Source organism: Aquitalea sp. FG25 (genome assembly GCF_057809375.1).
Window position 1 is genome coordinate 47,329 of record NZ_JBMDJV010000019.1, and the last position, 22,532, is coordinate 69,860.

At 58.2% G+C, this 22,532-nt stretch carries 20 protein-coding genes; 10 read left to right on the forward strand and 10 right to left on the reverse strand.

Going from position 1 to position 22,532, the window contains the following annotated elements; genetic code table 11:
- The first annotated feature begins 6 nt into the window (after positions 1-6).
- From ACODR9_RS16775 to ACODR9_RS16790, 4 genes are read left to right on the forward strand one after another with little or no spacing between them, the layout of a single operon-like run.
- On the forward strand, positions 7-753 hold the full coding sequence (locus ACODR9_RS16775) for a class I SAM-dependent methyltransferase (RefSeq protein WP_488810542.1): 747 nt from the start codon (positions 7-9) through the stop codon (positions 751-753).
- Entirely contained in the window at positions 740-2,062 is a 1,323-nt protein-coding gene (locus ACODR9_RS16780; RefSeq protein WP_488810543.1) for an HDOD domain-containing protein, read from the forward strand. Before ACODR9_RS16775 ends, ACODR9_RS16780 begins: the two co-directional genes overlap by 14 nt.
- Before the next feature lie 3 nt (positions 2,063-2,065).
- On the forward strand, positions 2,066-2,869 hold the full coding sequence (locus ACODR9_RS16785) for a TrmH family RNA methyltransferase (protein ID WP_488810544.1): 804 nt from the start codon (positions 2,066-2,068) through the stop codon (positions 2,867-2,869).
- Entirely contained in the window at positions 2,863-3,564 is a 702-nt protein-coding gene (locus ACODR9_RS16790) for an N-acetylmuramoyl-L-alanine amidase (protein ID WP_488810545.1), read from the forward strand. Before ACODR9_RS16785 ends, ACODR9_RS16790 begins: the two co-directional genes overlap by 7 nt.
- A gap of 27 nt (positions 3,565-3,591) precedes the next feature.
- On the opposite strand, the gene ACODR9_RS16795 is transcribed toward ACODR9_RS16790, so the two are convergent.
- Genes ACODR9_RS16795 through ACODR9_RS16810 form a run of 4 tightly spaced genes read right to left on the reverse strand, consistent with a single transcriptional unit; the run spans position 3,592 to position 8,108 of the window.
- On the reverse strand, positions 3,592-3,966 hold the full coding sequence (locus tag ACODR9_RS16795) for a lysozyme inhibitor LprI family protein (protein ID WP_488810546.1): 375 nt from the start codon (positions 3,964-3,966) through the stop codon (positions 3,592-3,594).
- Positions 3,967-4,012: 46 nt separating this feature from the next.
- Positions 4,013-5,245 carry a multifunctional CCA addition/repair protein gene (locus ACODR9_RS16800; protein ID WP_488810547.1) on the reverse strand — a complete coding sequence of 411 codons (1,233 nt, stop codon included), beginning with the start codon at positions 5,243-5,245 and terminating at the stop codon, positions 4,013-4,015.
- Positions 5,245-6,192, reverse strand: a complete 948-nt coding sequence (locus ACODR9_RS16805) for a complex I NDUFA9 subunit family protein (protein ID WP_488810548.1) — start codon at positions 6,190-6,192, stop codon at positions 5,245-5,247. The genes ACODR9_RS16800 and ACODR9_RS16805 overlap by 1 nt, the downstream gene beginning before the upstream one ends.
- 26 nt (positions 6,193-6,218) lie before the next feature.
- Complete coding sequence (locus tag ACODR9_RS16810; RefSeq protein WP_488810549.1) at positions 6,219-8,108, reverse strand: lytic transglycosylase domain-containing protein; 1,890 nt, start codon at positions 8,106-8,108, stop codon at positions 6,219-6,221.
- 337 nt (positions 8,109-8,445) lie between these two features.
- On the opposite strand from ACODR9_RS16810, the gene ACODR9_RS16815 reads away from it, so the two are divergent.
- A complete protein-coding gene (locus tag ACODR9_RS16815; RefSeq protein WP_488810550.1) occupies positions 8,446-9,198 on the forward strand; it encodes a hypothetical protein in 753 nt (250 codons plus the stop codon).
- 50 nt (positions 9,199-9,248) lie between these two features.
- On the opposite strand, the gene trpE is transcribed toward ACODR9_RS16815, so the two are convergent.
- The 4 genes from trpE to rpe form a co-directional block, all read right to left on the reverse strand.
- The gene (gene trpE / locus ACODR9_RS16820; RefSeq protein WP_488810551.1) at positions 9,249-10,712 is read right to left on the reverse strand and encodes an anthranilate synthase component I; all 1,464 of its coding nucleotides are present in this window, start codon (positions 10,710-10,712) and stop codon (positions 9,249-9,251) included.
- Positions 10,713-10,849: 137 nt separating this feature from the next.
- Complete coding sequence (locus ACODR9_RS16825) at positions 10,850-11,515, reverse strand: phosphoglycolate phosphatase (RefSeq protein WP_488810552.1); 666 nt, start codon at positions 11,513-11,515, stop codon at positions 10,850-10,852.
- A 12-nt stretch (positions 11,516-11,527) separates the two neighbouring features.
- Complete coding sequence (locus ACODR9_RS16830; protein WP_488810553.1) at positions 11,528-12,298, reverse strand: SDR family NAD(P)-dependent oxidoreductase; 771 nt, start codon at positions 12,296-12,298, stop codon at positions 11,528-11,530.
- The gene (rpe, locus tag ACODR9_RS16835; RefSeq protein ID WP_488810554.1) at positions 12,298-12,978 is read right to left on the reverse strand and encodes a ribulose-phosphate 3-epimerase; all 681 of its coding nucleotides are present in this window, start codon (positions 12,976-12,978) and stop codon (positions 12,298-12,300) included. The genes ACODR9_RS16830 and rpe overlap by 1 nt, the downstream gene beginning before the upstream one ends.
- Before the next feature lie 106 nt (positions 12,979-13,084).
- Between rpe and apaG the strand changes: the two genes are divergently transcribed.
- From apaG to ACODR9_RS16860, 5 genes are all read left to right on the forward strand, one after another.
- Complete coding sequence (gene apaG, locus ACODR9_RS16840; protein WP_488810555.1) at positions 13,085-13,465, forward strand: Co2+/Mg2+ efflux protein ApaG; 381 nt, start codon at positions 13,085-13,087, stop codon at positions 13,463-13,465.
- 110 nt (positions 13,466-13,575) lie between these two features.
- A complete protein-coding gene (locus tag ACODR9_RS16845; protein WP_488810556.1) occupies positions 13,576-15,372 on the forward strand; it encodes an ABCB family ABC transporter ATP-binding protein/permease in 1,797 nt (598 codons plus the stop codon).
- 339 nt (positions 15,373-15,711) lie between these two features.
- Complete coding sequence (locus ACODR9_RS16850) at positions 15,712-18,156, forward strand: putative bifunctional diguanylate cyclase/phosphodiesterase (RefSeq protein WP_488810557.1); 2,445 nt, start codon at positions 15,712-15,714, stop codon at positions 18,154-18,156.
- A gap of 29 nt (positions 18,157-18,185) precedes the next feature.
- Positions 18,186-18,971, forward strand: a complete 786-nt coding sequence (locus ACODR9_RS16855; RefSeq protein ID WP_488810558.1) for an iron-containing redox enzyme family protein — start codon at positions 18,186-18,188, stop codon at positions 18,969-18,971.
- A gap of 190 nt (positions 18,972-19,161) precedes the next feature.
- Entirely contained in the window at positions 19,162-20,619 is a 1,458-nt protein-coding gene (locus ACODR9_RS16860; RefSeq protein WP_488810559.1) for an aminoacyl-histidine dipeptidase, read from the forward strand.
- Positions 20,620-20,690: 71 nt separating this feature from the next.
- On the opposite strand, the gene xerC is transcribed toward ACODR9_RS16860, so the two are convergent.
- Positions 20,691-21,575: a tyrosine recombinase XerC gene (gene xerC, locus ACODR9_RS16865; RefSeq protein ID WP_488810560.1), complete on the reverse strand. Its 885-nt coding sequence runs from the start codon at positions 21,573-21,575 to the stop codon at positions 20,691-20,693.
- Positions 21,568-22,419, reverse strand: coding sequence for an AAA family ATPase (locus tag ACODR9_RS16870; RefSeq protein WP_488810561.1), 852 nt, complete (start codon positions 22,417-22,419; stop codon positions 21,568-21,570). The genes xerC and ACODR9_RS16870 overlap by 8 nt, the downstream gene beginning before the upstream one ends.
- Positions 22,420-22,532: the final 113 nt, after the last annotated feature.

Here is a 22,532-nt window from a genome sequence, read left to right on the forward strand (position 1 = left end):
GCAGGTATGCGCCGGAGCCTGCTGCGACATTTGCTGCTCCAGCTATTGGCGGCGCTGCTGGCCTGGTTCTTTATTGCACCAGCAGTACAGCCACAGGGCTGGGCCATTCTGCAGGGCTTGTTTGCCGTATTGCTGACTTATGTATGGCGCATGCCGGGCTGGCAAAAACTTTCCCATGGCCTGTTTGTGCCGGCGGTCGTGCTGTTGCAGCAGCTGGCTGTACCGGCGTGGGTGTATTTGCTGGGCCTGCTGCTAACCTTTGCGCTGGGACGAAATGCGCTGACCGAACGCGTGCCGCTGTATCGTTCCGGACGCGAGGTGGCCGACAAGCTGGCAGCCTATCTGCCGCAGGGCGCTCATGTGCTGGAGGCTGGTTGTGGTGATGGACGGCTGGCTATCCAGCTGGCGGCGCTGCGGCCGGATTTGCACATACTTGCCCTGGAAAATGCCTGGGGCAGCTGCTTGCTGGCCTGCTTGCGCTGGTATTTTGCTGGTCGTCCTGCGGGAGTCCGGTTTGGCTGCCGCAGCTTCTGGGGCGAGCACTGGGGCCAGCATGATGCTATCTACGCTTTTTTGTCGCCGGCACCCATGCCACGTGTCTGGCACAAATTTCTGACCGAAGGTGCTCCGGCCAGTGTGCTGGTAAGCAATACCTTCTCGGTTCCCGATGTCCAACCTGATAGCCGGATTCCGCTTGGCGGTCCGCTGCAGAAAGAATTGCTGATCTGGTGCCACCCTCATGGATCTTGCTAACTGGTTTCAGTCTATCTCCGAGCGACGCTGGCCGATTCTCCCTGCCACCCTGGAGGGGGTGAAAGATGCCTGCGCGCGTCATAACGACCTGATCAGCTTTACTGATCTGGCCAATCTCTGCCTGTCTGATCCTTTGCTCTTGTTCGACCTGCTGCGCGTGGTGGGTGGTTCGCATGCCTTGCAGCGTAACGAGTCCACTCCTTCGGTCGAGCAGACCTTGATGCTGATGGGGCTGGAAGCCGTTGTGGGCCGTTTTGGCAAGCTAAGCGCCATGCAGCCGCTGCCGGATAAGCTGGACGCCGACGTGGTGGAGGCCGTGGAAGACTGGCTGGGGCGCAGCCGGGTGGCGGCACTCATCATCAAGGAGTGGCTGTCCATCACGGGTGAGCACAAGGTGGAAGACTGCTTTGTTGCTGCGCTGATCTACAATCTGCCAGCCTGCCTCTACCTGATCTATCGTAACCAGCTACCGGACAAACCCTTGCTGCAGGAGGTGTCCGATCATTTCGGCACCGATTATTCCAAGCTGCTGGAGCAGTTTGTCCGCGCCATTCCCTTGCCGGTCGGTTTGCTTACCCTGCTTGGCAGTGGCGCACCATCCAAGCGCAAACAGTTGCTGAAGCTGGCCATGGCTACGGCCAACTCTTTGGAGCAGGGGTGGTGGCGGGCACCGTGGAATGTCGGGCTGGATGTGACAGCGAAATTGATAGGTGCCACCCCGCAGCAGGTGTATCTGGGGGTGGTGCAGGCTTGCCTGACGGTCGCGCGCCAGCCACGTGCACCGGCGTATACCTATCCGGCGCGGGCCATCCTGTTTATTGAAGGCGAATACAAGCGATCGGAAATGAAGAAGGCCGCAAGCCTGGCTTCGCCGGATCAACTAGAGCAAGGCATACGCGAGTCCATCCGCCATCTGTCCAATGACTTGAAGTACGAGCGCGTGCTGTATTACCGCTACGACCACGACAGTCATAGCCTGCGGCTGAAATATCAGGTAGGACTGGCCGAGGGCCATGCACTGCGCAAGCTGGTGCTGGATCTGGAACCGGGGAGTTTCTTTGCCTTGCTCACCAGCAAGGCGCAAAGCTTCCATGCACCGGAAACCGTGCGTAATCAGCTGGTACGCAAGTATGAGGATGATTTTTTCGAACATATCGGGGATAGCGAATTCGCTGTCATGAGCCTTTACCTTGGCCATCGGCTGGTCGGGGTGTTCTATGTGGATAACAGCCGCAGCGGACGGGCCATCGACGACACAAGCTATCACCGTTTCAAGGAACTGGTGGCCAGGCTGACGCCGCACCATTGATGCATGTTGTACACCGTTAAAAGCATAAGCTCACCGCATAACGAAGAAATCAAGCAACTGGCGCGGCTGGTGCAGAACAGCCGTGAGCGGCGCAAGCAGGGCCTGATGGTGCTGGAAGGAATTCACCTGACCGATGCCTGCCTGGAAACCAGGCAGCCGCCACACCGCCTGTATCTGAACGAAGCAGCCAGCCAGCATGCAGAAGTGCAAGCCCTGCTGGCAAGGCTGCCGGCGGCTGTAACGGTGGTCATGCTGCCGGAGGCTGTCATGGCCAAGGTAAGCGCCCTGGCTAGCCCTCCCGAGCTGCTGGCACTGTGTGAACGCCCGCAGCCACCATCACCCGCACCGGATGCCGCGCGCGTGGTGCTGGAAGATATCCAGGATCCGGGCAATCTGGGCACCATCCTGCGTTGTGCCGCTGCCTCTGGTGTGCGCGATGTATTGCTATCCAAGGGCTGTGTCGATGTTTACTCGCCCAAGGTATTGCGTGCGGGCATGGGTGCCCATTTTGTGTTGAACATTCACGAGCAGGTGGATCTGGAAGCTGCGCTGGCTGAATTCAAGGGCCGCAAGCTGGTGACTTATCTGGAAGGTAGCAGCTCGCTGTATAGCCAGAATCTGACTGGTCCGGTGGCACTGGTATTCGGCAATGAAGGTGCAGGCGTGAGCCCGGCCTTGCTGGCACTGGCGGATGCCCGGGTACGCATTCCCATGCCGGGGCATGCTGAATCGCTGAATGTGGCCATGGCGGCTACCGTCTGCCTGTTCGAGCGGGTGAGGCAGCTGGAGGTGCAGGCAGCATGCTGAGACGCTGGCTGGTGCAGGGCTGGCTGGCAGGTATGCTTGCGCTGCCTGCTGGTGCTGGCGGGATACAGTCTGTGGCCGTGGATATCGGTCATTCCCTGCAGGCTTCTGGTGCCCGCAGTGCCAGCGGCCAGACCGAGTTCAGTTTCAATCGCCGTGCCGGCTTGCTGCTGGCAGAGCAGCTGCGTGAGCGTGGCGTGGCGGTGAGCGTGATCGGTGCCGAGGGCAATATCACGCAATTAAGCGAGCGCACCCGGTTGGCGCAAGGCCGCCAGCTGCTGCTGTCGGTGCACCATGATTCGGTGCAGCCGCAATACCTGGGTGAAGCCGGGCGTTTCCATGGCTATTCGCTGTTTGTATCCCGCAAAAACCCGTTTGCTGCGCTAAGCCTGGCTTGTGCGCGGCAAATCGCCTTGTCCTTGCAGGAAAGCGGTGAGCGTCCCACCTTGCATCATGCTGAGCCGATTGCCGGTGAAAATCGTCCGCTGGCCGATGCTGCGCTGGGGATTTACTGGTTTGATGATCTGGTGGTACTGAAAACGGCAACTCAGCCCGCAGTGCTGATTGAGCACGGGGTCATCGTGAATGCGGCAGAAGAAGCCAGGCTGGCGCAACCGGCAGTCACGGCCATGCTGGCGCGTGCTATTGCTGCGGGTGCCGCCCGTTGCCAGGCGGCAGGCCCGCTGCCACCCCCCTGAGATGACGCTGGGAGTGGCAAGCCGGGTTTATTGCAGTTTGCTGTTCATGCATCCAGCGCTCTTGCATTCGCGCTTGCGGTCGTTGATGAACTGCAGACGGTCGATCGTCGTGCGGGTGGCACAGTCCAGATTGACAAAGAAGCCACGCGAATCGCTGTAGCTGCAATCAGCATTGCGCTGGCGTATCCATTCCAGCTGGCCGTTCTTGAGTGATTTCTTGCCATTGGCATCCAGCATTTTCGCCAGTTCGCCATAGCTCTCGTTCAGGTCCTTGTCGGCCTGGCTATACACCTTGTTCAGGCAATACAGACCGTCAAAGTCATTTTTGGGCTTATCGCAGGCGGAGTTGGCCAGTGCGCTGGCGCTCAGGGCCAGCAGAATCAGGCTCAGACAGATTTTCATTACGATTTCTCCATGAGTGGTGCCGATGCATTCTAGCACGTTGGCATCATGATTCTTGCTGGGTGTGCAGCTGCTGACGCGCCATGCGGATGGCTTCGGTACGGGCAGCATCCACCTGAACCGGGATCTGGCGTGGGTCGGCGCAGCTGTTGGCAATGGCACCGGCATCTACCTGCAAGGCTGCTTGCAGCATTTGCTCCATCCATGCCACTTGTGGGTAGGCGCAGTCTTCAAAATGCAGCCGACCACGCGCATCGGCCAGTACGGCAGACAGCATCTGGCGAAAGCGTTCCGGGCGACGCAGCGCGTCGCAGTCGCGGAACAGCCGCAGGATGGTGGCCGGTTTCATCTCGGCGGTGCAGTGGATCTTGGTATGGTTGAGGACGGTGATGCGTGCCAGGTCGCGACACTCGGCAGGTACCCGCAAGCGGGTGCATAGTGCCAGCAGGGGTTTTTCGCCACGGGCTTCATGGCCGATATGGCGCGGCAGCACAGCGGCGGGTGTCAGTGCCTTGCCCAGATCGTGGGTGAGCGCGGCAAAGCGCACAGGCAATGGCTGCTGCATGCTGGCGGCCATGTCGATGACGCGCATGACATGATCGCCGGTGTCGATTTCAGGGTGGTAGTCGGCCCGTTGCGGTACGCCAAACAGGGCGTCGATTTCCGGCAGGATGCGTTGCAAGGCACCGCATGCGCGCAGGACCAGAAAAAAACGCGATGGCTTGTCTTCCATCAGGGCCTTGGCCATTTCCTGCCATACACGTTCGGCCACCAGGGCATCCACCTCGCCAGCAGCCACCATGTCGCGCATCAGCTGCATGGTTTCGGGGGCAACGCTAAAGCCGAAGCGGGCGGCAAAGCGGGCCAGCCGCAAAATGCGCACCGGGTCTTCGGCAAAAGCCGGGCTGACATGGCGCAATAGGCCAGCGCGCAGGTCCTGCTGGCCGTTGTAGGGGTCGATCAGTCGGCCCTGATCATCCTGGGCAATGGCGTTGATGGTGAGGTCGCGCCGGGCCAGGTCCTGTTCCAGTGTCACGCTTTCGTCCGCATGAAAGGCAAAACCGTGATAACCCTTGCCGGTTTTGCGCTCGGTGCGGGCCAAGGCATATTCTTCGTGGCTGCGCGGATGCAGGAAAACCGGAAAGTCCTTGCCTACCGGTTTGAAACCCTGTTGCAGCATGCTTTGCACGCTGGCGCCCACCACTACCCAGTCCCTGTCCTTCACCGGAAGGCCCAGCAAGCGGTCCCGCACGGCACCGCCAACAATGTAAATCTGCATCAGCGCGCTGCTTCCCTGCGGTAATCGGCAAGGATGAGGTTGAACTCATCCCGGCCCAGATATTGAGGTGCTACCACTTCCAGCGGTGTGGGGGCAAAGCCCAGCAGCTTGCTAGGGAAGGGGTGCGGGCTGACATTGTCCACGCTTACCGAGCGGACATTGTCACGGCTCATCAGGGTGGGACCGGGTAGCAGCTCCATCAGCATGGCTTGCAGCATGGCCAAGCCTTGCGGCAGGCCGAAGACTGGGCGCGGCGTGCCACGCAGCCGGCCTACATAGCGCACCAGTTCAGCCAGGGTATAGCTGCGCGGGCCGGTCAGGTCGAGGCGCTGGCCCACACTATGGGGGTTTTGCAGGCAGGCAACCACGGCGCGGGCCAGATCATCCGCCCATATCGGGGCAAAGCGGGCGTGTGCGCCGGCCAGCGGTAGCAGTGGCAGTTTGTCCAGCAAGTCGGCAAACAGGGTGAGAAAGCTATCGCCACGCCCGAACACCACCGATGGTCGCAGGATGGTCCAATCCAGTCCGCTGTCCTGCAGATGCTGTTCGGCAATGCCCTTGGTTTGCTGGTAGTCGCTGGGGCCGTGCGGGTCTGCCCCTAGTGCGCTGATGTGTACCAGTCGGCGAATGCCCTGCTTGTGGCAACTGCTGATGATCTTGTCCAGCAGCTCCACGTGCGCGCGTTCGAAGTCCTTGCGGGTTCCGTGCAGGATGCCGACCATGTTGACCACTGCATCATGCCCTGCCAGTAGTTCCTGCAGTGCCAGCGGGTGATGCACATTGGTGGAAACCACTTCGGTTTTTGGCAGTACGATGAGCGATGCCTTGTGACGGTCGCGGTTGCGGGTGGCAATGGTGAGCGAGGCGTCCTGTTTTGTCAGGTGCTCGGCAACATAACTACCGATGAAGCCACTGCCACCGATCAGACAAATGCGCTGGTCATGCATTGCTTTCTCCTGTTTTGCCAAGCGGCCTAACGAGCCGGAATAGTACCCATGCGGGTTTTCAGCGAAATATTGTCATGGCCAAAGGTGCTGGCATAGTAAGCCGCATTGGCCATGACTTTCTGAACATAGTCGCGCGTTTCGCTAAAGGGAATGGTTTCTGCATAGATGGTGCCATCCAGCGGGCGGGCATCCTGCCAGGCACGGGCACGGCCAGGGCCTGCATTGTAAGCGGCGGTGGCCATGACTTCGTTGCCGGACAGGCTGTCGCGGACATAGCGCAGATACCAGGTGCCCAGCTGGACATTGGTTTCGATATCGGTGACAGAATAGCTGCCCAGGCCCATTTTCTTGGCCACCCACTTGGCGGTTGCCGGCATCAGCTGCATGAGCCCGGATGCACCAACGCCGGAACGGGCTGCGGTAATGAAGCGGCTTTCCTGACGAATCAGGCCATAGACCCAGGCATCGTCCACATTCAACTGGCGGGCGTAGCGTTGGGTGACATCCCGGTAGGGGGTCAGATAGCGCAGGGAATAATCATGGTCTTCCTTGGTGCGCTCGGCACTGTAGATGGCCATGTCGTAGAAGGCTTCGCGGCGGCCAATTTCGGCAGCGGCCAGCAGCTCCATGTCATTGCGGCCACGCATGGCCCAGCGCCATTCGCGCTGTGCATCGCTGCGCAGTTCACCCCGGCCTTCGCTAGTGCTGATGTCGAGCAGCATCAGCGCACGCTGGATAGCCGGATTGCTACGCATGGCGCTGATGTCTGCTGCGGAAGGGCCTGTCTTGCTGGCCGGTGTGGACAAGGCATTGCCCAGCTCTTCCAATGACAGCAGGGCATAGTAGTGATGGCCAACGCTGGCGCGGGCAAACAGCGCCGGTGCCTCATTGCCTCGACCCAGCTGTTTCAGGCTGCGCGCGCGCCAGTATTGCCAGGCTGGCTTGCCCGCTACTGCGGCAGGCATGGCGCGGGTGATCTGCTCCAGTTGTGCCCATTGTTCGCCTCGCAGTGCGGCACGGGCCCACCATTCCCACTGTTCACCCGTCAGTTGCTGCGGGTCGGCCTTGGCATACCATTGCAGCGCCTGGGACATCAATTGCTTGCGCGCCGACAGCAGGGCCAGCTGGCCCCAGGCAAAACCGCTGCGCTCCTTGCTGAGCGATGCTTCCACTGCACTCAGGCGGCTGGCGGCACCGCTGATATCACTTCTTGCCTTGCTGACAATGCCGTAGACCATCGCCTCTTGCCCACCGGGGCTGCCAGCAGTTGCCATGGCCGGATTATTCAAGGCGGCATTGTCTAGTGGCAGATTGGTGGCGTCAGCCAGTTGGCGGGCCTGAGAAACGTAATTGCCGGCCAGCAGCAGGCGCTCCCTGCGCCACAGCCAGTCCTGGGTCAACAAACCCTGGGCCGCTGCTGCCGTAATCAGCTGATTGCAGCCGTCCGGTGCGGCGCGCATTTCCAGAAAACGGTTGAGGTCATCTGGCTTGCGGCCCTGGCGCACATCCAGCAACTGCCCATAACAGATGGATTCCTCATCTCGCGCTTCTGCAGGCAGCTTTTTCCATTCGGCACTAAAACTGCCCCAGTCTTCGCGCTTGCCCAGCTTTTTCAGCCATTCATTACGGATTTTTTCCGGCATCCAGCCTTCGCGCACCGTATTGAGAAAGCCTACGACTTGGCCATCGTTGTCGCGGTCCAGCGCTTTGAGGGTGAGCCAGTAGGACGGATAGTCATGCAGTACATAGCTGGCGGGCATGGCGCTGGCGATGGCAGTCAGCTTGCCGATGTCGTTGCTGCGATAGGCCTCGCGGGCGGCAAGCAGATCTTCCTTATTGCCGGCCTGCACTGACAGGGTGGTGGCAAGGGTCAGGGCCAGGCAGAGGGAATGGAGTGTACGAAACGAACGGGTCATGTAAACGGGTCTTCTCTTGTTGTCGGTCAGTCTCACCTTTGCCGGTTGCGTGGGGCGGATGGCATGCGTGGGATTGTGAGGGTGACCCGTCAATTATACCTGCTTCTGTCGGGCTGCTGCGGGTCAATACGCCATCGTCTCGGTGGTGGCGATGCGGGTGCCAGATAAATTATAAGAACTTTCTGATTTATTGCCGCTTGGGCGCGTGCTAGATTAGCCCACTGATTTGAGCGTGGCAGTTGATTTTATTTGTCAATGATAAGTATTCATTTGCAGTGAGTTGGTGGGTGCTCAGCGTGCTGGCAATGTTAGGTAAGTCTGAAAATGAACCGACCTGGTGTTGGGTTTGGTGTGTTCTGATATTAAGTTTGCAGCGAGGTGCTTTATGTATTATCTCGGTGATATTTTCTTGATGATTCGGTATTATTTACAATATATTCTTGCGCTGATTCCTTTTGTTTTTATTCATATTTTGGCAATGTTCTCTCTGCGATTTTTGCTGCTGCCAAAATTTACCATGCTTGATTTATCCAGGTTGCTAAATGTAAATTATTTTGAGCGATATGTGTTTTTCCTTTTGCTGGCTATGTTGACAATTTCATTTACTGTTTTTGCTTATATTTTATTGTATGATGGCGTTGTTTTTAATCTTTCTAATGATTTTATTTTTCTGGTGGGGGTGTTTTTAACGGTTAGAAAAGGAGTGTTATTGTTGTTGTTGGGTTTTTTGTTTGAACTGTTTCAGGGCTATTTTCATAGTAAAGGCGTGCTGTGGGATACATATTTGCTGCTTGATACGGTAATTTATTTTATTATGGGTATTGTTTCTGGCAATATGTTGCATGCGTCAATAAATAATATTGGCTGGAGCGATATATTTTTTATTTGTGCCAACAAGATCATTGCATTCCTTGTTTCGGCATCATGCTGGTTCCTGCTGGTGCAGGAGTCATGGTTTTCTGGTTTTAATCTTCTATTGTTTCGCCTGGTTGGGTGGCCATTGATTTCTTTGCCGGTGATTAGTTATTTTCTTTTCCTGATGAAGCAGGATGCACATCACTTCTCGGCACCATCCCTTAGTCGAGTATAAAAAAACCCCGCCGAGGCGGGGTTCGTGCCGTTGATGACAGCCTGCTGTCATCAGGCATCCAGCCCGGCTTGGGCTAATTCTGCTGCGCGGATGACGGCGCGGGCCTTGTTCTGGGTTTCCTGCCATTCGGATTCCGGCACTGAATCAGCGACGATGCCGGCACCGGATTGCACATAAAGCATGTCGTTCTTGATGACGGCAGTGCGAATGGCGATCGCCAGATCCATATCGCCATTGAAACCAAGATAGCCGACGGCACCGCCGTATACGCCGCGCTTGGTGGGTTCAAACTCGTCAATGATCTCCATGGCGCGTACCTTGGGTGCGCCAGACAGCGTACCGGCCGGGAAGGTGGCCTTGAGAATGTCGATGTTGGAAACATCCGGCTTCACATGGCCTTCCACGCTGGAGACGATGTGCATTACGTGCGAGTAACGTTCGATCACCATATTGTCGGTAATGTTGACGCTGCCGGTGTTGGCAACCCGACCGATGTCATTGCGGCCCAGGTCCATCAGCATCACGTGTTCGGCAATTTCCTTGGGGTCGGCCAGCAGCTCTTCTGCCAGTGCTTCGTCTTCCTCGCGGTTCTTGCCGCGCACGCGGGTGCCAGCGATAGGGCGCACGGTAACGGTTTCCTGTTCGCGGCGCACCAGAATTTCCGGTGAAGAACCCACAACGTGGAAGTCGTCAAAATGGTAGAAGAACATATACGGTGACGGGTTCAGGCTGCGCAGGGCGCGGTACAGCGATAGTGGTGAGTCGCGGTAGGGCATTTGCATGCGCTGGGCCAGCACCACTTGCATGATGTCGCCATCCACAATGTAGTGCTTGCACTTTTCCACCGCCTGTTTGAATTCTTCCTGACCATACTCGGAAACAGCCTTGCTGATTTGCGATGGCAGTGACAGCGGAATGTCCATCGGTTCACGCAGCCGTGCCCGTAGCTGGCCCAGTCGGCTTTCTGCCTTGACCAGCGCATTGGGTACCGCAGGATCGGCATACACGATCAGGTACAGCTTGCCGGACAGGTTGTCCACTACGGCCAGCTCTTCCGACACCATCAGTAGGATGTCCGGCGTGCCAATCGGGTCTGGCTTGCGGGTGTCGGCCAGTCGTTTTTCCACGTAGCGGACGGTGTCGTAACCGAAGTAGCCCACCAGGCCGCCAGTGAAGCGCGGCAGCCCTTCCACCGGTGGCGCGCTGAAGCGTTGCTGGAAGGTTTCGATAAAGGCCAGCGGGTCGCCTTCGTACTGTTCGATCACCTTGTCGCCATACTCCACCTGTACCTTGTGTGCGTTGACACGCAGGCGCGTGGTAGCAGGCAGCCCGATGAAGGAGTAACGGCCAAAGCGCTCGCCCCCGACTACCGATTCCAGCAGATAGGAGTACGGCTGGTTGGCCAGCTTGAGATAGACCGACAGCGGCGTGTCGAGATCGGCAAACAGTTCGAGTGTGACCGGGATACGGTTGTAGCCGGCCGCAGCCAGCTGGTTGAATTCTTCATGCGTCATGAGTGCGCTACCTTGAAACCGGATTGAAAGCGAAAAGGTTGGACAGAATGTGGCTTAGCGTTGCCATCGCCAACTGGCCGGTGCGGGCAGGAAAGTCATGATGCAGGTTTGATCCGTATGGAATGAAGTTGTGGGCCTTATTTTTTCATCAAATCGTACAGTTCGGCAAGGCTGCCGATGACCAGATCCGCCTGTAGCTGGCTGGCATCGGCATAGCCATAATTCACGGCGATGGCCGTTGCACCTGCGGCACGTGCCGACAGGATATCGTTTTCCGAATCGCCCACCATGGCCAGTTCGCTGGTGTTGATACCCAGCACATTGCAGACATGCTGTAGCGGTAGGGCTGAGGGTTTCTTCTCGGCCAGGGTGTCGCCGCCAATCACCAGGCTGAAGGCTTCACGCAAATCAAGCTGCTCCAGCAAGGGAATGGCCAGGTATTCCGATTTGTTGGTGACCACCACCACGGGCAGCTGCAGGGCGCGCAGCAGACCCAGGCCATCACGCACGCCCGGATATACCGTGGTGTTGTCCGTCAGGTGGGCGTGATAGTAACGCACAAAAAAGTTGAAGCCCTGCTCCCAGATGGCGGCATCGGCCTGTCCGTGGCGTTCGTCGGTGATGGCGCGATGCACCAGGCTGGCAATGCCGTCGCCAACATGTTCCTGAATGCGCAGGTCGGCCAGGATAGGCAGGCCCAGATGCTGGCGCATGGCATTGGCAGCGGCGGCCAGATCAGGGATGGAGTCAACCAGGGTGCCGTCCAGGTCGAAGGCAACGGCTTTGATGTGTTTCAGATTCATGGGACTGGGTATTCAGTGTTGTGCGGTGTCCGGCAGCTGCCGGATGTCGATGACAGTTTCTACGCCGAATTCTGCGCTGAGCAGATGGTCGGTAATCTTGCGGGCGGCCTGTTGCGGAGTGCTCAGCCCACCCTCGCGCTTGAGGGCATCAAAGCGTTCGCGGTTGGGAAATTGCTGCGGATCGCTGCTGCGGATGCTGGCTTGCATGTCGGTATCGATAACACCAGGGTAGATGGCGGCGATACGGGCCGGATTGGCACGGGCCAATTGCTCCTGGGCGACATGTCGGCAGAAGTGATCCAGCCCGGCCTTGCTGCTGCCATAAACACCCCAGCCCGGATATGCCTTGATGGCTGCGCCAGAGGAAATGCAGGCGATGCGCAGCGCGCAATCCGGTTCGTCATCAAGGCGCAGCAGGGCATCGGTCAGCAGCATCGGGGCGGTCAGGTTGATGGCAATGGCCTGGCTCAGTTCGGCTGCCGGGTAGAAGCCGGCAGTAGCAATCGGCGTGACGACACCAGCATTATTGATCAGCAGCAATTGCCGGATATCGTGCAGGGGAAGCAGCTGCAGCGCTTCATCCATCAGGCCTTGCAGGCTGGCGCTGTCTGCCAGGTCTGCCTGCAGGAAGTGCAGACGGCCTGCATATTGTACCGCCAGTTGCTGCAGGGCTTCGCTGTGCTGCCGCGCCAGGCCGATTACCACGAAATTGCGCTGAAGCAGTTCGGCGCACAGCGCAAGACCCAGGCCGCGCGATGCGCCGGTAACAATGGCGGCCTGCATCAGGCGGCCTTGGCCAGCTCGGCACGCATGGCAGCAATCACGGCCTGATAGTCAGGCTGGCCATAAATGGCCGAACCGGCAACAAAGGTATCGGCACCTGCGGCGGCAACGGCAGCGATATTGTCCACTTTTACGCCACCATCCACTTCCAGCCAGATTTCTCCACCATGCTTGGCGGTATACTCATCAATGCGCTGGCGCGCGGCACGCACTTTTTCCAGCGCATGCGGAATGAAGGACTGGCCGCCAAAGCCAGGGTTGACCGACATGATCAGCACCATGTCGATCTTGTCCATCACGTGATCCAGATAAGATAGCGGGGTAGCCGGGTTGAATACCAGACCAGCCTTGCAGCCGGATTCCTTGATCAGGCCCAGGGTGCGGTCGATGTGTTCCGACGCTTCCGGGTGGAAGGTGATGATGTTGGCACCGGCCTTGGCAAACATCGGCACCAGGCTGTCCACCGGCTTGACCATCAGGTGCACGTCGATGGGGGCTTGTGTATGCGGGCGGATGGCTTCACATACCAGGGGGCCTACGGTCAGATTAGGGACATAATGGTTGTCCATGACATCAAAGTGAATGATGTCGGCTCCGGCGGCGATGACGTCGCGCACCTCCTGGCCCAGACAGGCAAAATCGGCGGATAGGAGGCTGGGGGCAATACGGAAGTCGCGCATGGTCTACCTTGCAAACACGGATGGAGTCATGAAATAGGCGCTTATTCTACCGCGCCAGCGCGACCGAGTGCGATAAAATGCAGCATACCAGCACAAGGAAACGAGCATGGCAGACAAAATCTACCAGATTGAAGTAGAGGCCGAACCACACTACATCGCCGAACAATCCAATGTGGCGACCGACGTCTATGTGTTCGGTTATCGCATTCGTCTGACCAATACCGGTAACGAACCGGCCCAGTTGATCAGCCGGCACTGGGTTATCGCGGATGCCAACAATCAGGAGCAGGAAGTGCGTGGCATGGGCGTGGTGGGCGAGCAGCCCCGGCTGGAGCCTGGCCAGACTTTCGAGTACAGCAGTGCTACGCATCTGAAGACGCCTTACGGGTCGATGCGCGGCAGCTACCAGATGCTGGCGGATGACGGCAAGCGCTTTGATGTCACCATTCCGGAAATGACGCTGGTGGCACCGCGCGTCCTGCATTAACCCAGTGCCGCTGCGGCATCGTCACGTCGTCACCCCGCTGGTTGCAGACCAGATGATAGGGTGCGTCCATCATGTGCTGGTTGCGGCCAGCCTCCCGACAGGTAGTTTTCATGCGTTTTACCCATAGCGGCCCTGCGCCGGCCAACCGAAACGACCTGCAAACCCTCAGAACACTGCTGCCGTATCTGTGGGCGTTCAAGGGCAGGGTGCTGTTGGCCCTGACCTGCATGATTCTGGCTAAGGTGGCTGCTGTCACTGTGCCGCTTTATCTGAAGGATATTGTTGACCGGCTTTCCGTTCCGGCCACGCTGTTGGCCGTGCCGGTGATGGCACTGGTGGGGTATGGCGTGGCCCGGCTGACATCCAGTGTGCTGGGTGAGTTGCGCGATGCCGTATTTGCCCGTGTCATTCAGGGGGCGGTTCGCAGCGTGGCACGCGGTGTGTTCCAGCATCTGCTCCGCCTGTCACTGCGTTTTCATCTGGAACGCCAGACCGGCGGCATGAGCCGGGATATCGAACGTGGTACCAAGGGCATCGGCTTTCTGCTGAATTTCATGGTGTTCAACATCCTGCCGACACTGCTTGAAATCGGCATGGTGTCGGTCATTCTGTTCAGCCGTTATGCCTGGGAGTTTGCTGCGCTTACGTTGGGAACCATTGCCATCTACATCGTGTTTACCCTGGTGGTGACCGAATGGCGCACGGTGTTCCGCCGCAGCATGAATGATCTGGATTCAAAGGCCAATGCCAAGGCCATTGATGCGCTGATCAATTACGAAACCGTGAAGTACTTCAATAATGAGCAGTACGAGGCCGCGCGCTATGACCGCAATCTGGCGGCCTGGGAGGCTTCAGCCATCAAGAACCAGGTGTCGCTGTCCATGCTTAACGCTGGCCAGGGCATCATCATTGCCAGCGGTGTCACCCTCATCATGGTGCTGGCGGCCAATAGTGTGGTGCAGCACAAGATGACGGTGGGCGATGTGGTACTGGTGGCCACCTTCATTACCCAGCTTTATACCCCGCTGAATTTCCTTGGTTTCATCTATCGCGAAATCAAGCATTCGCTGGCGGATATCGAGCGCATGTTCGGCCTGCTTTCCACCCATCAGGAAGTGGACGATGTAGCCGGTGCCGTGGCGCTGGATACCCGGCAGGCCGGCATCCGCTTTGCCGATGTTGAATTTACTTATGATGACAAGCGCACCATTCTGCACGGGCTGAATTTCGAGATTCCTGCGGGTAGCTCTTTGGCGGTGGTTGGTGCCAGCGGGGCTGGCAAATCAACCCTGTCGCGCTTGCTGTTCCGCTTTTACGATGTCTCCCAGGGCAGCATCAGCATCAATGGGCGCGACATCCGCCAGCTTACCCAGGACAGTTTGCGCGCGCACATCGGCATCGTGCCGCAGGATACGGTGCTGTTCAATGACAGCATCTATTACAACATTGCTTATGGACGTCCGGGTGCGAGCCGGGAAGAAGTCATGGAGGCAGCCCGTTCTGCACATATCCATGACTTTGTGATGAGCCTGCCCGATGGCTATGACACCCAGGTAGGGGAGCGTGGCCTGAAATTGTCCGGCGGTGAAAAGCAGCGGGTGGCGATTGCCCGTACCGTACTGAAGAATCCGCCCATCCTGGTTTTTGATGAAGCAACCAGCGCACTGGATTCCCGTACGGAAAAGGCGATCCAGCATGAGTTGGCAAGCATCTCGGCCAATCGGACCACGCTGATCATTGCCCATCGTTTATCCACCATTGTGGATGCCGACCAGATCATCGTGATGGATGCCGGCCATGTGCTGGAGCGTGGCACCCACCGCGCCTTGCTGGAGCAAGGTGGTCGTTATGCCGAGATGTGGCAGTTGCAGCAGGAACAGCAGGATGGCGAGGAGGTGCAGGCCTGAGCTGGGGTGTGCTGGAAATGGGCATGCCCATCAACTCAAAGCTGCCGTTGGCAGCTTTTTTATTGCCAAGGGTAGGGTCTGCAAATCAGCCGGTCAGTACTGCCAAAGAAGGCTATACCCAAAGAGTGGTATGCCGAATGCAATTACTCTGGCATTGACAGTTTGTTTAATAGACATTCAAATAAGATTGATAGATGGTTGCCATCGCGTCATCGCGCAAGCTAATTGAAACCGGCAGCACCATCCGGGCTGGCCGCTTTGTTCATGCAGGGCCTGTGGACGGTGAGGGCCTGTGATCAGGGCTGCCGCATACCTGGAAATACATAGCAAGGGAGCTTAATGTCTGCGATGAGTGCGTATGGCAGCCGCAAGCTGATCCGGGTGGTCTGGCCTTTTGTGACAATTGTCGGGGCCTTGCTGCTGGTAAGTGTGTTCAGTCTGAATGTCCTGTCTACCATCCGCGCCTACGTGGGCGGCGAAGGGCTGTGGTCCAAGGCGCAGAAAGATGCCATCTACTATCTCTCGCGCTATGTTGACAGTCGTGCCGAGACCGATTTCCTTGCCTACAAGACAGCCATTGCCATCCAATTGGGTGATCGTCAGGCACGGCTGGCGCTGGATCGTGCATCACCCGATCTGGACCTGGCACGCGCCGGGCTGCTGCAAGGGGGCAATCATCCGGATGATATCGACAATATCATGGCGGCCTTCTTGTGGTTTCGGCACGTCAGCTATCTGAGCCAGGCCATTCATTATTGGGAAATTGGCGACCGCTACGTGGCGGAAACCGCCGCCATTGCCGAGCGGCTGCACAGCGGTTTCAATCATGGTTACATCAGCAACGATGAGCTGATGGTGCTCAGGCGACGTATTGTCGAGATCAATGAAGAGCTCAAGCCGCCAGCCCGGGCATTTTCCGAAGTACTGGGTGAGGGCTCGCGCTTTGCCACCACCTTGTTGCTGTGGCTGAATTTGCTGGCAGGCTCTGCCCTGTTGCTGCTGACGGTGCGACAAGTGCGGGTGCTGCTGCGACAGTCGGCCCGCTTTCAGGCAGAGCTGAATGCCGAGAAGGAGCGCGTGGAAACCACCCTCAACGCCATTGGTGATGCGGTGATTACCATTGATCTGTCCGGTCAGCTGCGTTACCTCAATGCCGTGGCCCAACACCTGCTTGGTGGCGGCCAGCAGGTGTTGGGCCGCTATTTTGAAGATGTCTTCTCCATGATTGACCTGTCCGGCAGCAGTATGGATCTGGTCACCACCAGTCAGTTGCGTACCCACTGCGAGAGTAAGCAGGCTTTCCCCAGTTTGCGTCTGCAAGGCGCGGATGGCAGCAGCCATATGGTTTCGCTGGTGGCCTCGCCCATTCGTGATGCGCAGGGTGTGGTAGATGGACTGGTGCTGGTACTGCATGACAAGTCCATCGAGCAGCAATACATCAGCCATCTTTCCTGGCAGGCTGCACACGATGCCCTGACCGGGCTGTACAACCGGCGCGAGTTTGAACAGCGGGTAACGCGCGCCCTGAGTCGGCTGATGGTAACGGATACCTCGCATGCCTTGCTGTTTGTTGATCTGGACCAATTCAAGCTGGTGAATGATACCAACGGCCATGCAGCAGGGGATGAGCTGCTGCGCCAGGTATGCCGCGTACTGCAGGAGCAGTTGGGCCTATCCGATGTGCTGGCCCGGCTGGGTGGAGATGAGTTTGGTGTCTTGCTGGAGGACTGTCGTATCGATACGGCGCTGGACAAGGCCGATCGGCTGCGCCGCGCAGTACAGCTGGCAGGTTTCCAGTGGGAGGGGATTCCCTTTTCCATTAGCACCAGTATTGGTCTGGTGTTTCTGGGCGAGCCGGGCGCTACGCTGGCCGAGGCCATGCAGGCAGCGGACATTGCCTGTTACATGGCAAAGGAAAAAGGCCGCAATCGCATTCAGCTGTACAGTTCGAAAGATACTGAACTGGCAGTGCGTTCGGTAGAAATGGCTTGGGTGCAGCGTTTGCGTTCGGCCATGGAGGAAGAGCGCTTCTGCCTGTACAGCCAGGACATCATTCCCTTGCGGCATGAAGGAAAAAAGAGCGGGCGGCATGTCGAGGTGCTGCTGCGTTTGCGGGATGAGGCCGACAACATCATCCTGCCCGGTACATTCATTCCGGCTGCCGAACGCTTTGGCCTGATGCCCGATATCGACCGCATCGTCGTGCGTCTGGCATTTGAAACCTTGTGGCAACGTCAGGAGCAGGGCGATCACTCCATCTCGCTATGTGCGATCAACTTGTCCGGCGCTACTTTGTGCGATGACAATTTCCTCGACTTCATCCGCCGGCAGTTTGTCAGCTATGCCATTGCGCCGGGGATGATCTGCTTTGAAGTCACGGAAACCAGCGCCATTTCCAATTTGCAGCAGGCCACGCGTTTTATCCGCGAACTCAAAGGCCTGGGCTGCCATTTTTCATTAGATGACTTTGGTGCCGGCATGTCTTCCTTTGTCTATCTCAAGCATCTGCCGGTGGATTACCTGAAAATTGATGGCAGTTTCGTCAAGGACATGGTGAATGATTCGGTGGACCGGGCCATGGTGGAAATGATCAACCATATTGGACATGTCACCGGCAAAAAGACGATTGCAGAGTTTGTCAGTGCCCCGGAAATACTTGCTGCATTGCAGGAGATCGGCGTGGATTATGCGCAGGGTTATTATATTGGCGAGCCGCAGCCGTTTGTATCTGCGGCCCATGATCAGTCAGAATCCACCCTACACCGCTGGCCCGACCGCAATTGATACGGGCCTTTTCAGGAAAGAATGAAAGCATGGCAGACCAGCAGCCATTTGTCCGCAGCGGCCCGCTGATGGATGTTTGCAGTTATCCGGCCTGGGCGCAGGAGTTGGTTCACTATTGTGACCAATATAAAAGCGCGGTGGTGGAGCACGAATTGTTTACCCGGATGCAGGAAGCCCGGCTTGATCATGTAACGCACCAGGCCTTCCTGTCTGGCGGCTGGCCGGTGATTGAACAGTTTCCCCAATACATGGCCATGAATCTGCTGAAAATCCGTTATGGACAGGGACTGGGGCATGATATGGCGCGCCGCTATCTGATCCGCAATATCCGGGTGGAACAGAACCATGCCGATCATTGGGTCAACTGGGCGGCTGAATCCGGGGTAGATGTTCCTGCCATGGTGCATGGCACGCAGGCGCTGGAAACCCTGTGCCTGAGCCAGTGGTGCTGGCAGGTGTGCCACCGGGATACGCTGGCCGTGGCCATGGCCGCAACCAATTACGCCATCGAAGGGGCAACCGGCGAGTGGTCGGCCCGCGTGTGCGCCAAACCGCATTATGCAAACCAGTTTGATGATGCGGTGCGCACCAAGGCCATGAAGTGGCTGAAGCTGCATGCCCGGTATGACGATGCCCACCCCTGGGAGGCACTGGAGATCATCGTCACCCTGGTGGGGTCACACCCATCGGCTGAAACCATCAGCCAGTTGCGCCATGCCATCTGCAGGAGCCATCAGTTCATGCGCATGCTGCTGGACCACTATATGCGCTCGGCAACGCCGCTGGCGCATGCACCATTGCTGATCCCTGCCTGATTTCCTGCTTTGGGCTGCTGCAACCAGCAGCCGTGCCCTGCCTGACTAGTGCAATGCCACATGACCAGGCGGCGTGTGCATGATAAAGTCGATTGTGTACAAAACAGGGCTGTCATTGACAGTCTCTGCTACGCGCTATCGATGACGGCGCACAAGATGCCCGTCAGCATGTCATGTCAAAGGATATATTGTGGTTAACATCGCCGAGCTTCAGCCACAGGCTGTCTGGGAGCATTTCCAGACCCTGTGCGACATTCCCCGTCCCTCCAAGCACGAACAGCAATTGCGCGACTATCTCAAGGGCTGGGCTGAATTGCGCGGCTTGCAGACTGTTGTGGATGCTGCCGGTAACCTGATTGTGCGCAAACCGGCAACAACCGGTCTGGAAGACCGCGTCGGTGTGGTATTGCAGGGGCATCTGGACATGGTATGCCAGGCCAATACCGGCACCGAGCATGATTTTTTCAAAGATCCGATCCGCCCGACATTGCAGGATGGCTGGCTGGTGGCCGAGAACACCACCCTCGGTGCCGATAACGGCATCGGCGTTGCAATGGGGCTGGCGGTGCTGGCCAGTGACGATATTGCACATGGCCCGATAGAGGTACTGATGACGCTGGACGAAGAGGCCGGCATGGGCGGTGCGCTGGGTCTGGAGCCAGGGCTGTTGCAAGGCAGCATGATGATCAATATCGATACCGAAGAATGGGGCGAGTTTTACATGGGCTGCGCTGGCGGCGTGGATGTCAATGTCACGCGCAGCTACGCTTCCGTTGCGCTGCCGGCGGGCTATCAGGCGGTATCCCTGTGCATCCGTGGGCTGAAGGGCGGGCATTCCGGGGCCGACATTCATCTAGGCCGTGGTAATGCCAACAAAGTGCTGGTGCGTTTGCTGCGCGAACTGGAAGCCGAAACGAAGCTGCGCCTGGTGTCTTTGGTTGGCGGTACCGCCCGCAACGCATTGTCGCGGGAGGCCGTGGCAGTGGTGGCCTATCCGGAAGCGGATGCAGCCCGTGTTGCAGCCAAGCTGGATGCCTTCCAATCCTTGCTGCGTTTTGAACTGGCAGGTGTCGATGAAGGTATCACCGTACTGACTGAATCAGCCTCGGCCAGTACGGTGCTGGATGCGGCCGATCAGGCAGCCATTCTGGCCGCACTGCACGCGGCACCACATGGCGTAAAGCGCATGAGCCAGCGCGTGAACGGCGTGGTGGAAACCTCGAATAATCTGGGTGTGGTACGGGTGGAAAATGGCAAGGTGTTTGCCAACCTGATGGTGCGTTCGCTGCTGGATTCCGGTACCTGGATGCTGGCTCGGGAAGTGGAAAGCCTGTTTGGCCTGGCCGGTTTTACCGTGGAAATGGAAGGCGGTTATCCGGGCTGGGCTCCTAATCCGCAGTCGCCGTTGTTGGCCTTGTTCCAGCAGGTTTACACGCAGGAGTTCGGTGGCAAGTCTGGCGTGCAGGTGATTCATGCTGGTCTGGAGTGCGGCATCATTGGTGCCAAGTATCCCGCCATGGACATGGTTTCCTTTGGGCCGACCATTCGTGGCGCACATGCGCCGGGAGAGCGGGTAGAGCTGGCCTCGGTTGACAAGGCCTGGCAGCTGCTCAAGGCCGTGCTGGCTGCGGTGCCGCGCCGCGCTTGAGCGGGTTGGGTGATGCATGTAACAGCGCCGGCAGCAGCCGGCGCTTTTTTGTTGCTGGTGTCTAGGGGCGGTCAGTCTTTCTTGCGGGCGCGGGGGTGGGCGGCATCGTAAACCTTGGCCAGATGCTGGAAGTCCAGCGCGGTATAAATCTGGGTGGTGGACAGATTGGCGTGCCCCAGCAGTTCCTGCACCGCGCGCAGATCGCCGGATGATTGCAGCAGGTGGGTGGCAAATGAGTGGCGCAGCATGTGCGGGTGGACGTGTCTGTCCATACCGGTGCGGATCGCCCATTCGGCCAGTCGCTTCTGCACTTGTCTGGCCCCAAGACGCTTGCCGTGCTGGCCGACAAATACCGCCTGGCAGCCTGCTTCAGCGGCTCTTTCCCGCAGCCATTGCTGCAGGTATTCCAGTGCCGTGCGGCCGATGGGAAGTAGCCGGGTCTTGTTGCCTTTGCCGTGTACCCGTAGCAGTTGCTCTGACAGATCCATATCGGCCAGATCAAGAGCCACGGCTTCCGACAGGCGCAGACCAGAGGAATACATCAGCTCGAACAAGGCACGGTCACGCAGGCTGAGCGTGCCTTCGGGTGGAATGTGTTCCAGCAGGGCTGCGGTGCCGTCCACCGGCAGTGCCTTGGGCAGTGGTTTGTCCTGCTTTGGTGCGCGCAAGCCCAGGCAGGGGTTGGTATCAAGCTGTTGCTCACGCAGCAGCCAGTCGTAAAACTGGCGCCAGGACGACAGTTTACGTGCCAGGCTGCGGCTGCCCATGCCGCGTGCGTGCAGGGTTGCCATGGCTTTGCGGATGTCGTCTGGTCTGACATGCAGCCAGTCACGCTCGGCCAGCAGGGTTTGCAGCCCTTGCAGATCACGCAGGTAGGCGTCCTGTGTGTGCGGGCTCTTGCCCTGCAGGCGCAGTTGGGCGGCAAAGCCTTGTAGCAGCGTGGATGCGTCAGCCACGGCGCAGTCTGGCCATATTGGCCAGCCGCTCGAACAGGGAGATATCCTGCTCGTTCTTCAGCAGCGCCCCGGCCAGGGGCGGCAGGCTGGCATTGCCATGGCGCTCAGCCAGCTCATCGCTGTCTATGCCTTCACTGCCCAGCAGTTTCAGCCAGTCCAGCAGTTCTGACGTGGTGGGTTTCTTTTTCAGCCCCGGCAATTCGCGAATGGCAAAGAAAACCTCCAGTGCCTGGCCGATCAGCTGTTGCTGCAGGCCGGGGTAGTGCACATCGATGATGGACTGCATGGTTTCCCGGTCAGGGAAGCGGATGTAATGAAAGAAGCAGCGGCGCAGAAAAGCGTCCGGTAGTTCCTTTTCGTTGTTGGAGGTAATGATGATGATGGGGCGCTGTCTGGCCCGCACGAACTGCTGGGTTTCGTGCACGAAGAATTCCATCTGGTCCAGCTCGCGCAGCAGGTCATTGGGGAATTCGATGTCGGCCTTGTCAATTTCATCAATCAACAACACCGGCGCGGTATCCGCCTCGAATGCCTGCCACAACTGACCCTTGATGATGTAGTTGCTGATGTCGTGGACCTTGGCGTCGCCCAGTTGTGAATCGCGCAGGCGCGATACCGCATCGTATTCATACAGGCCGTGCTGGGCCTTGGTGGTGGACTTGATCGGCCAGGTGATCAACGGGCGTCCCAGGCTGGCGGCAATTTCTTCGGCCAGCATGGTTTTGCCGGTGCCAGGTTCGCCCTTGACCAGCAATGGACGTTGCAGGGTAATTGCGGCATTCACCGCCATCATCAGGTCGTCGGTGGCAACGTAGTGTGCGCTGCCGCTAAAGCGTGTATTCATGTGGCTTAGCCCTGTTGTTATCAAATACTAAAGCCGCCACGGGCAGCCGGGGCGGCTTTGACACTGCCGGGCGCACGGTTCACAGCCCTCGTGCCGTGAATCCGCAGTCTGTG

Excerpts from the sequence above, each read along its gene's own strand:
- ACODR9_RS16795 (WP_488810546.1), bottom strand. The coding sequence starts at position 3,966 with ATGAAAATCTGTCTGAGCCTGATTCTGCTGGCCCTGAGCGCCAGCGCA.
- ACODR9_RS16790 (WP_488810545.1), top strand. The coding sequence starts at position 2,863 with ATGCTGAGACGCTGGCTGGTGCAGGGCTGGCTGGCAGGTATGCTTGCG.
- ACODR9_RS16845 (WP_488810556.1), top strand. The coding sequence starts at position 13,576 with ATGCGTTTTACCCATAGCGGCCCTGCGCCGGCCAACCGAAACGACCTG.
- ACODR9_RS16810 (WP_488810549.1), bottom strand. The coding sequence starts at position 8,108 with ATGACCCGTTCGTTTCGTACACTCCATTCCCTCTGCCTGGCCCTGACC.
- ACODR9_RS16830 (WP_488810553.1), bottom strand. The coding sequence starts at position 12,298 with ATGCAGGCCGCCATTGTTACCGGCGCATCGCGCGGCCTGGGTCTTGCG.
- ACODR9_RS16850 (WP_488810557.1), top strand. The coding sequence starts at position 15,712 with ATGTCTGCGATGAGTGCGTATGGCAGCCGCAAGCTGATCCGGGTGGTC.
- ACODR9_RS16825 (WP_488810552.1), bottom strand. The coding sequence starts at position 11,515 with ATGAATCTGAAACACATCAAAGCCGTTGCCTTCGACCTGGACGGCACC.
- apaG (WP_488810555.1), top strand. The coding sequence starts at position 13,085 with ATGGCAGACAAAATCTACCAGATTGAAGTAGAGGCCGAACCACACTAC.
- ACODR9_RS16855 (WP_488810558.1), top strand. The coding sequence starts at position 18,186 with ATGGCAGACCAGCAGCCATTTGTCCGCAGCGGCCCGCTGATGGATGTT.
- trpE (WP_488810551.1), bottom strand. The coding sequence starts at position 10,712 with ATGACGCATGAAGAATTCAACCAGCTGGCTGCGGCCGGCTACAACCGT.
- ACODR9_RS16870 (WP_488810561.1), bottom strand. The coding sequence starts at position 22,419 with ATGAATACACGCTTTAGCGGCAGCGCACACTACGTTGCCACCGACGAC.
- ACODR9_RS16780 (WP_488810543.1), top strand. The coding sequence starts at position 740 with ATGGATCTTGCTAACTGGTTTCAGTCTATCTCCGAGCGACGCTGGCCG.
- rpe (WP_488810554.1), bottom strand. The coding sequence starts at position 12,978 with ATGCGCGACTTCCGTATTGCCCCCAGCCTCCTATCCGCCGATTTTGCC.
- ACODR9_RS16800 (WP_488810547.1), bottom strand. The coding sequence starts at position 5,245 with ATGCAGATTTACATTGTTGGCGGTGCCGTGCGGGACCGCTTGCTGGGC.
- ACODR9_RS16805 (WP_488810548.1), bottom strand. The coding sequence starts at position 6,192 with ATGCATGACCAGCGCATTTGTCTGATCGGTGGCAGTGGCTTCATCGGT.
- ACODR9_RS16785 (WP_488810544.1), top strand. The coding sequence starts at position 2,066 with ATGTTGTACACCGTTAAAAGCATAAGCTCACCGCATAACGAAGAAATC.
- ACODR9_RS16775 (WP_488810542.1), top strand. The coding sequence starts at position 7 with ATGCGCCGGAGCCTGCTGCGACATTTGCTGCTCCAGCTATTGGCGGCG.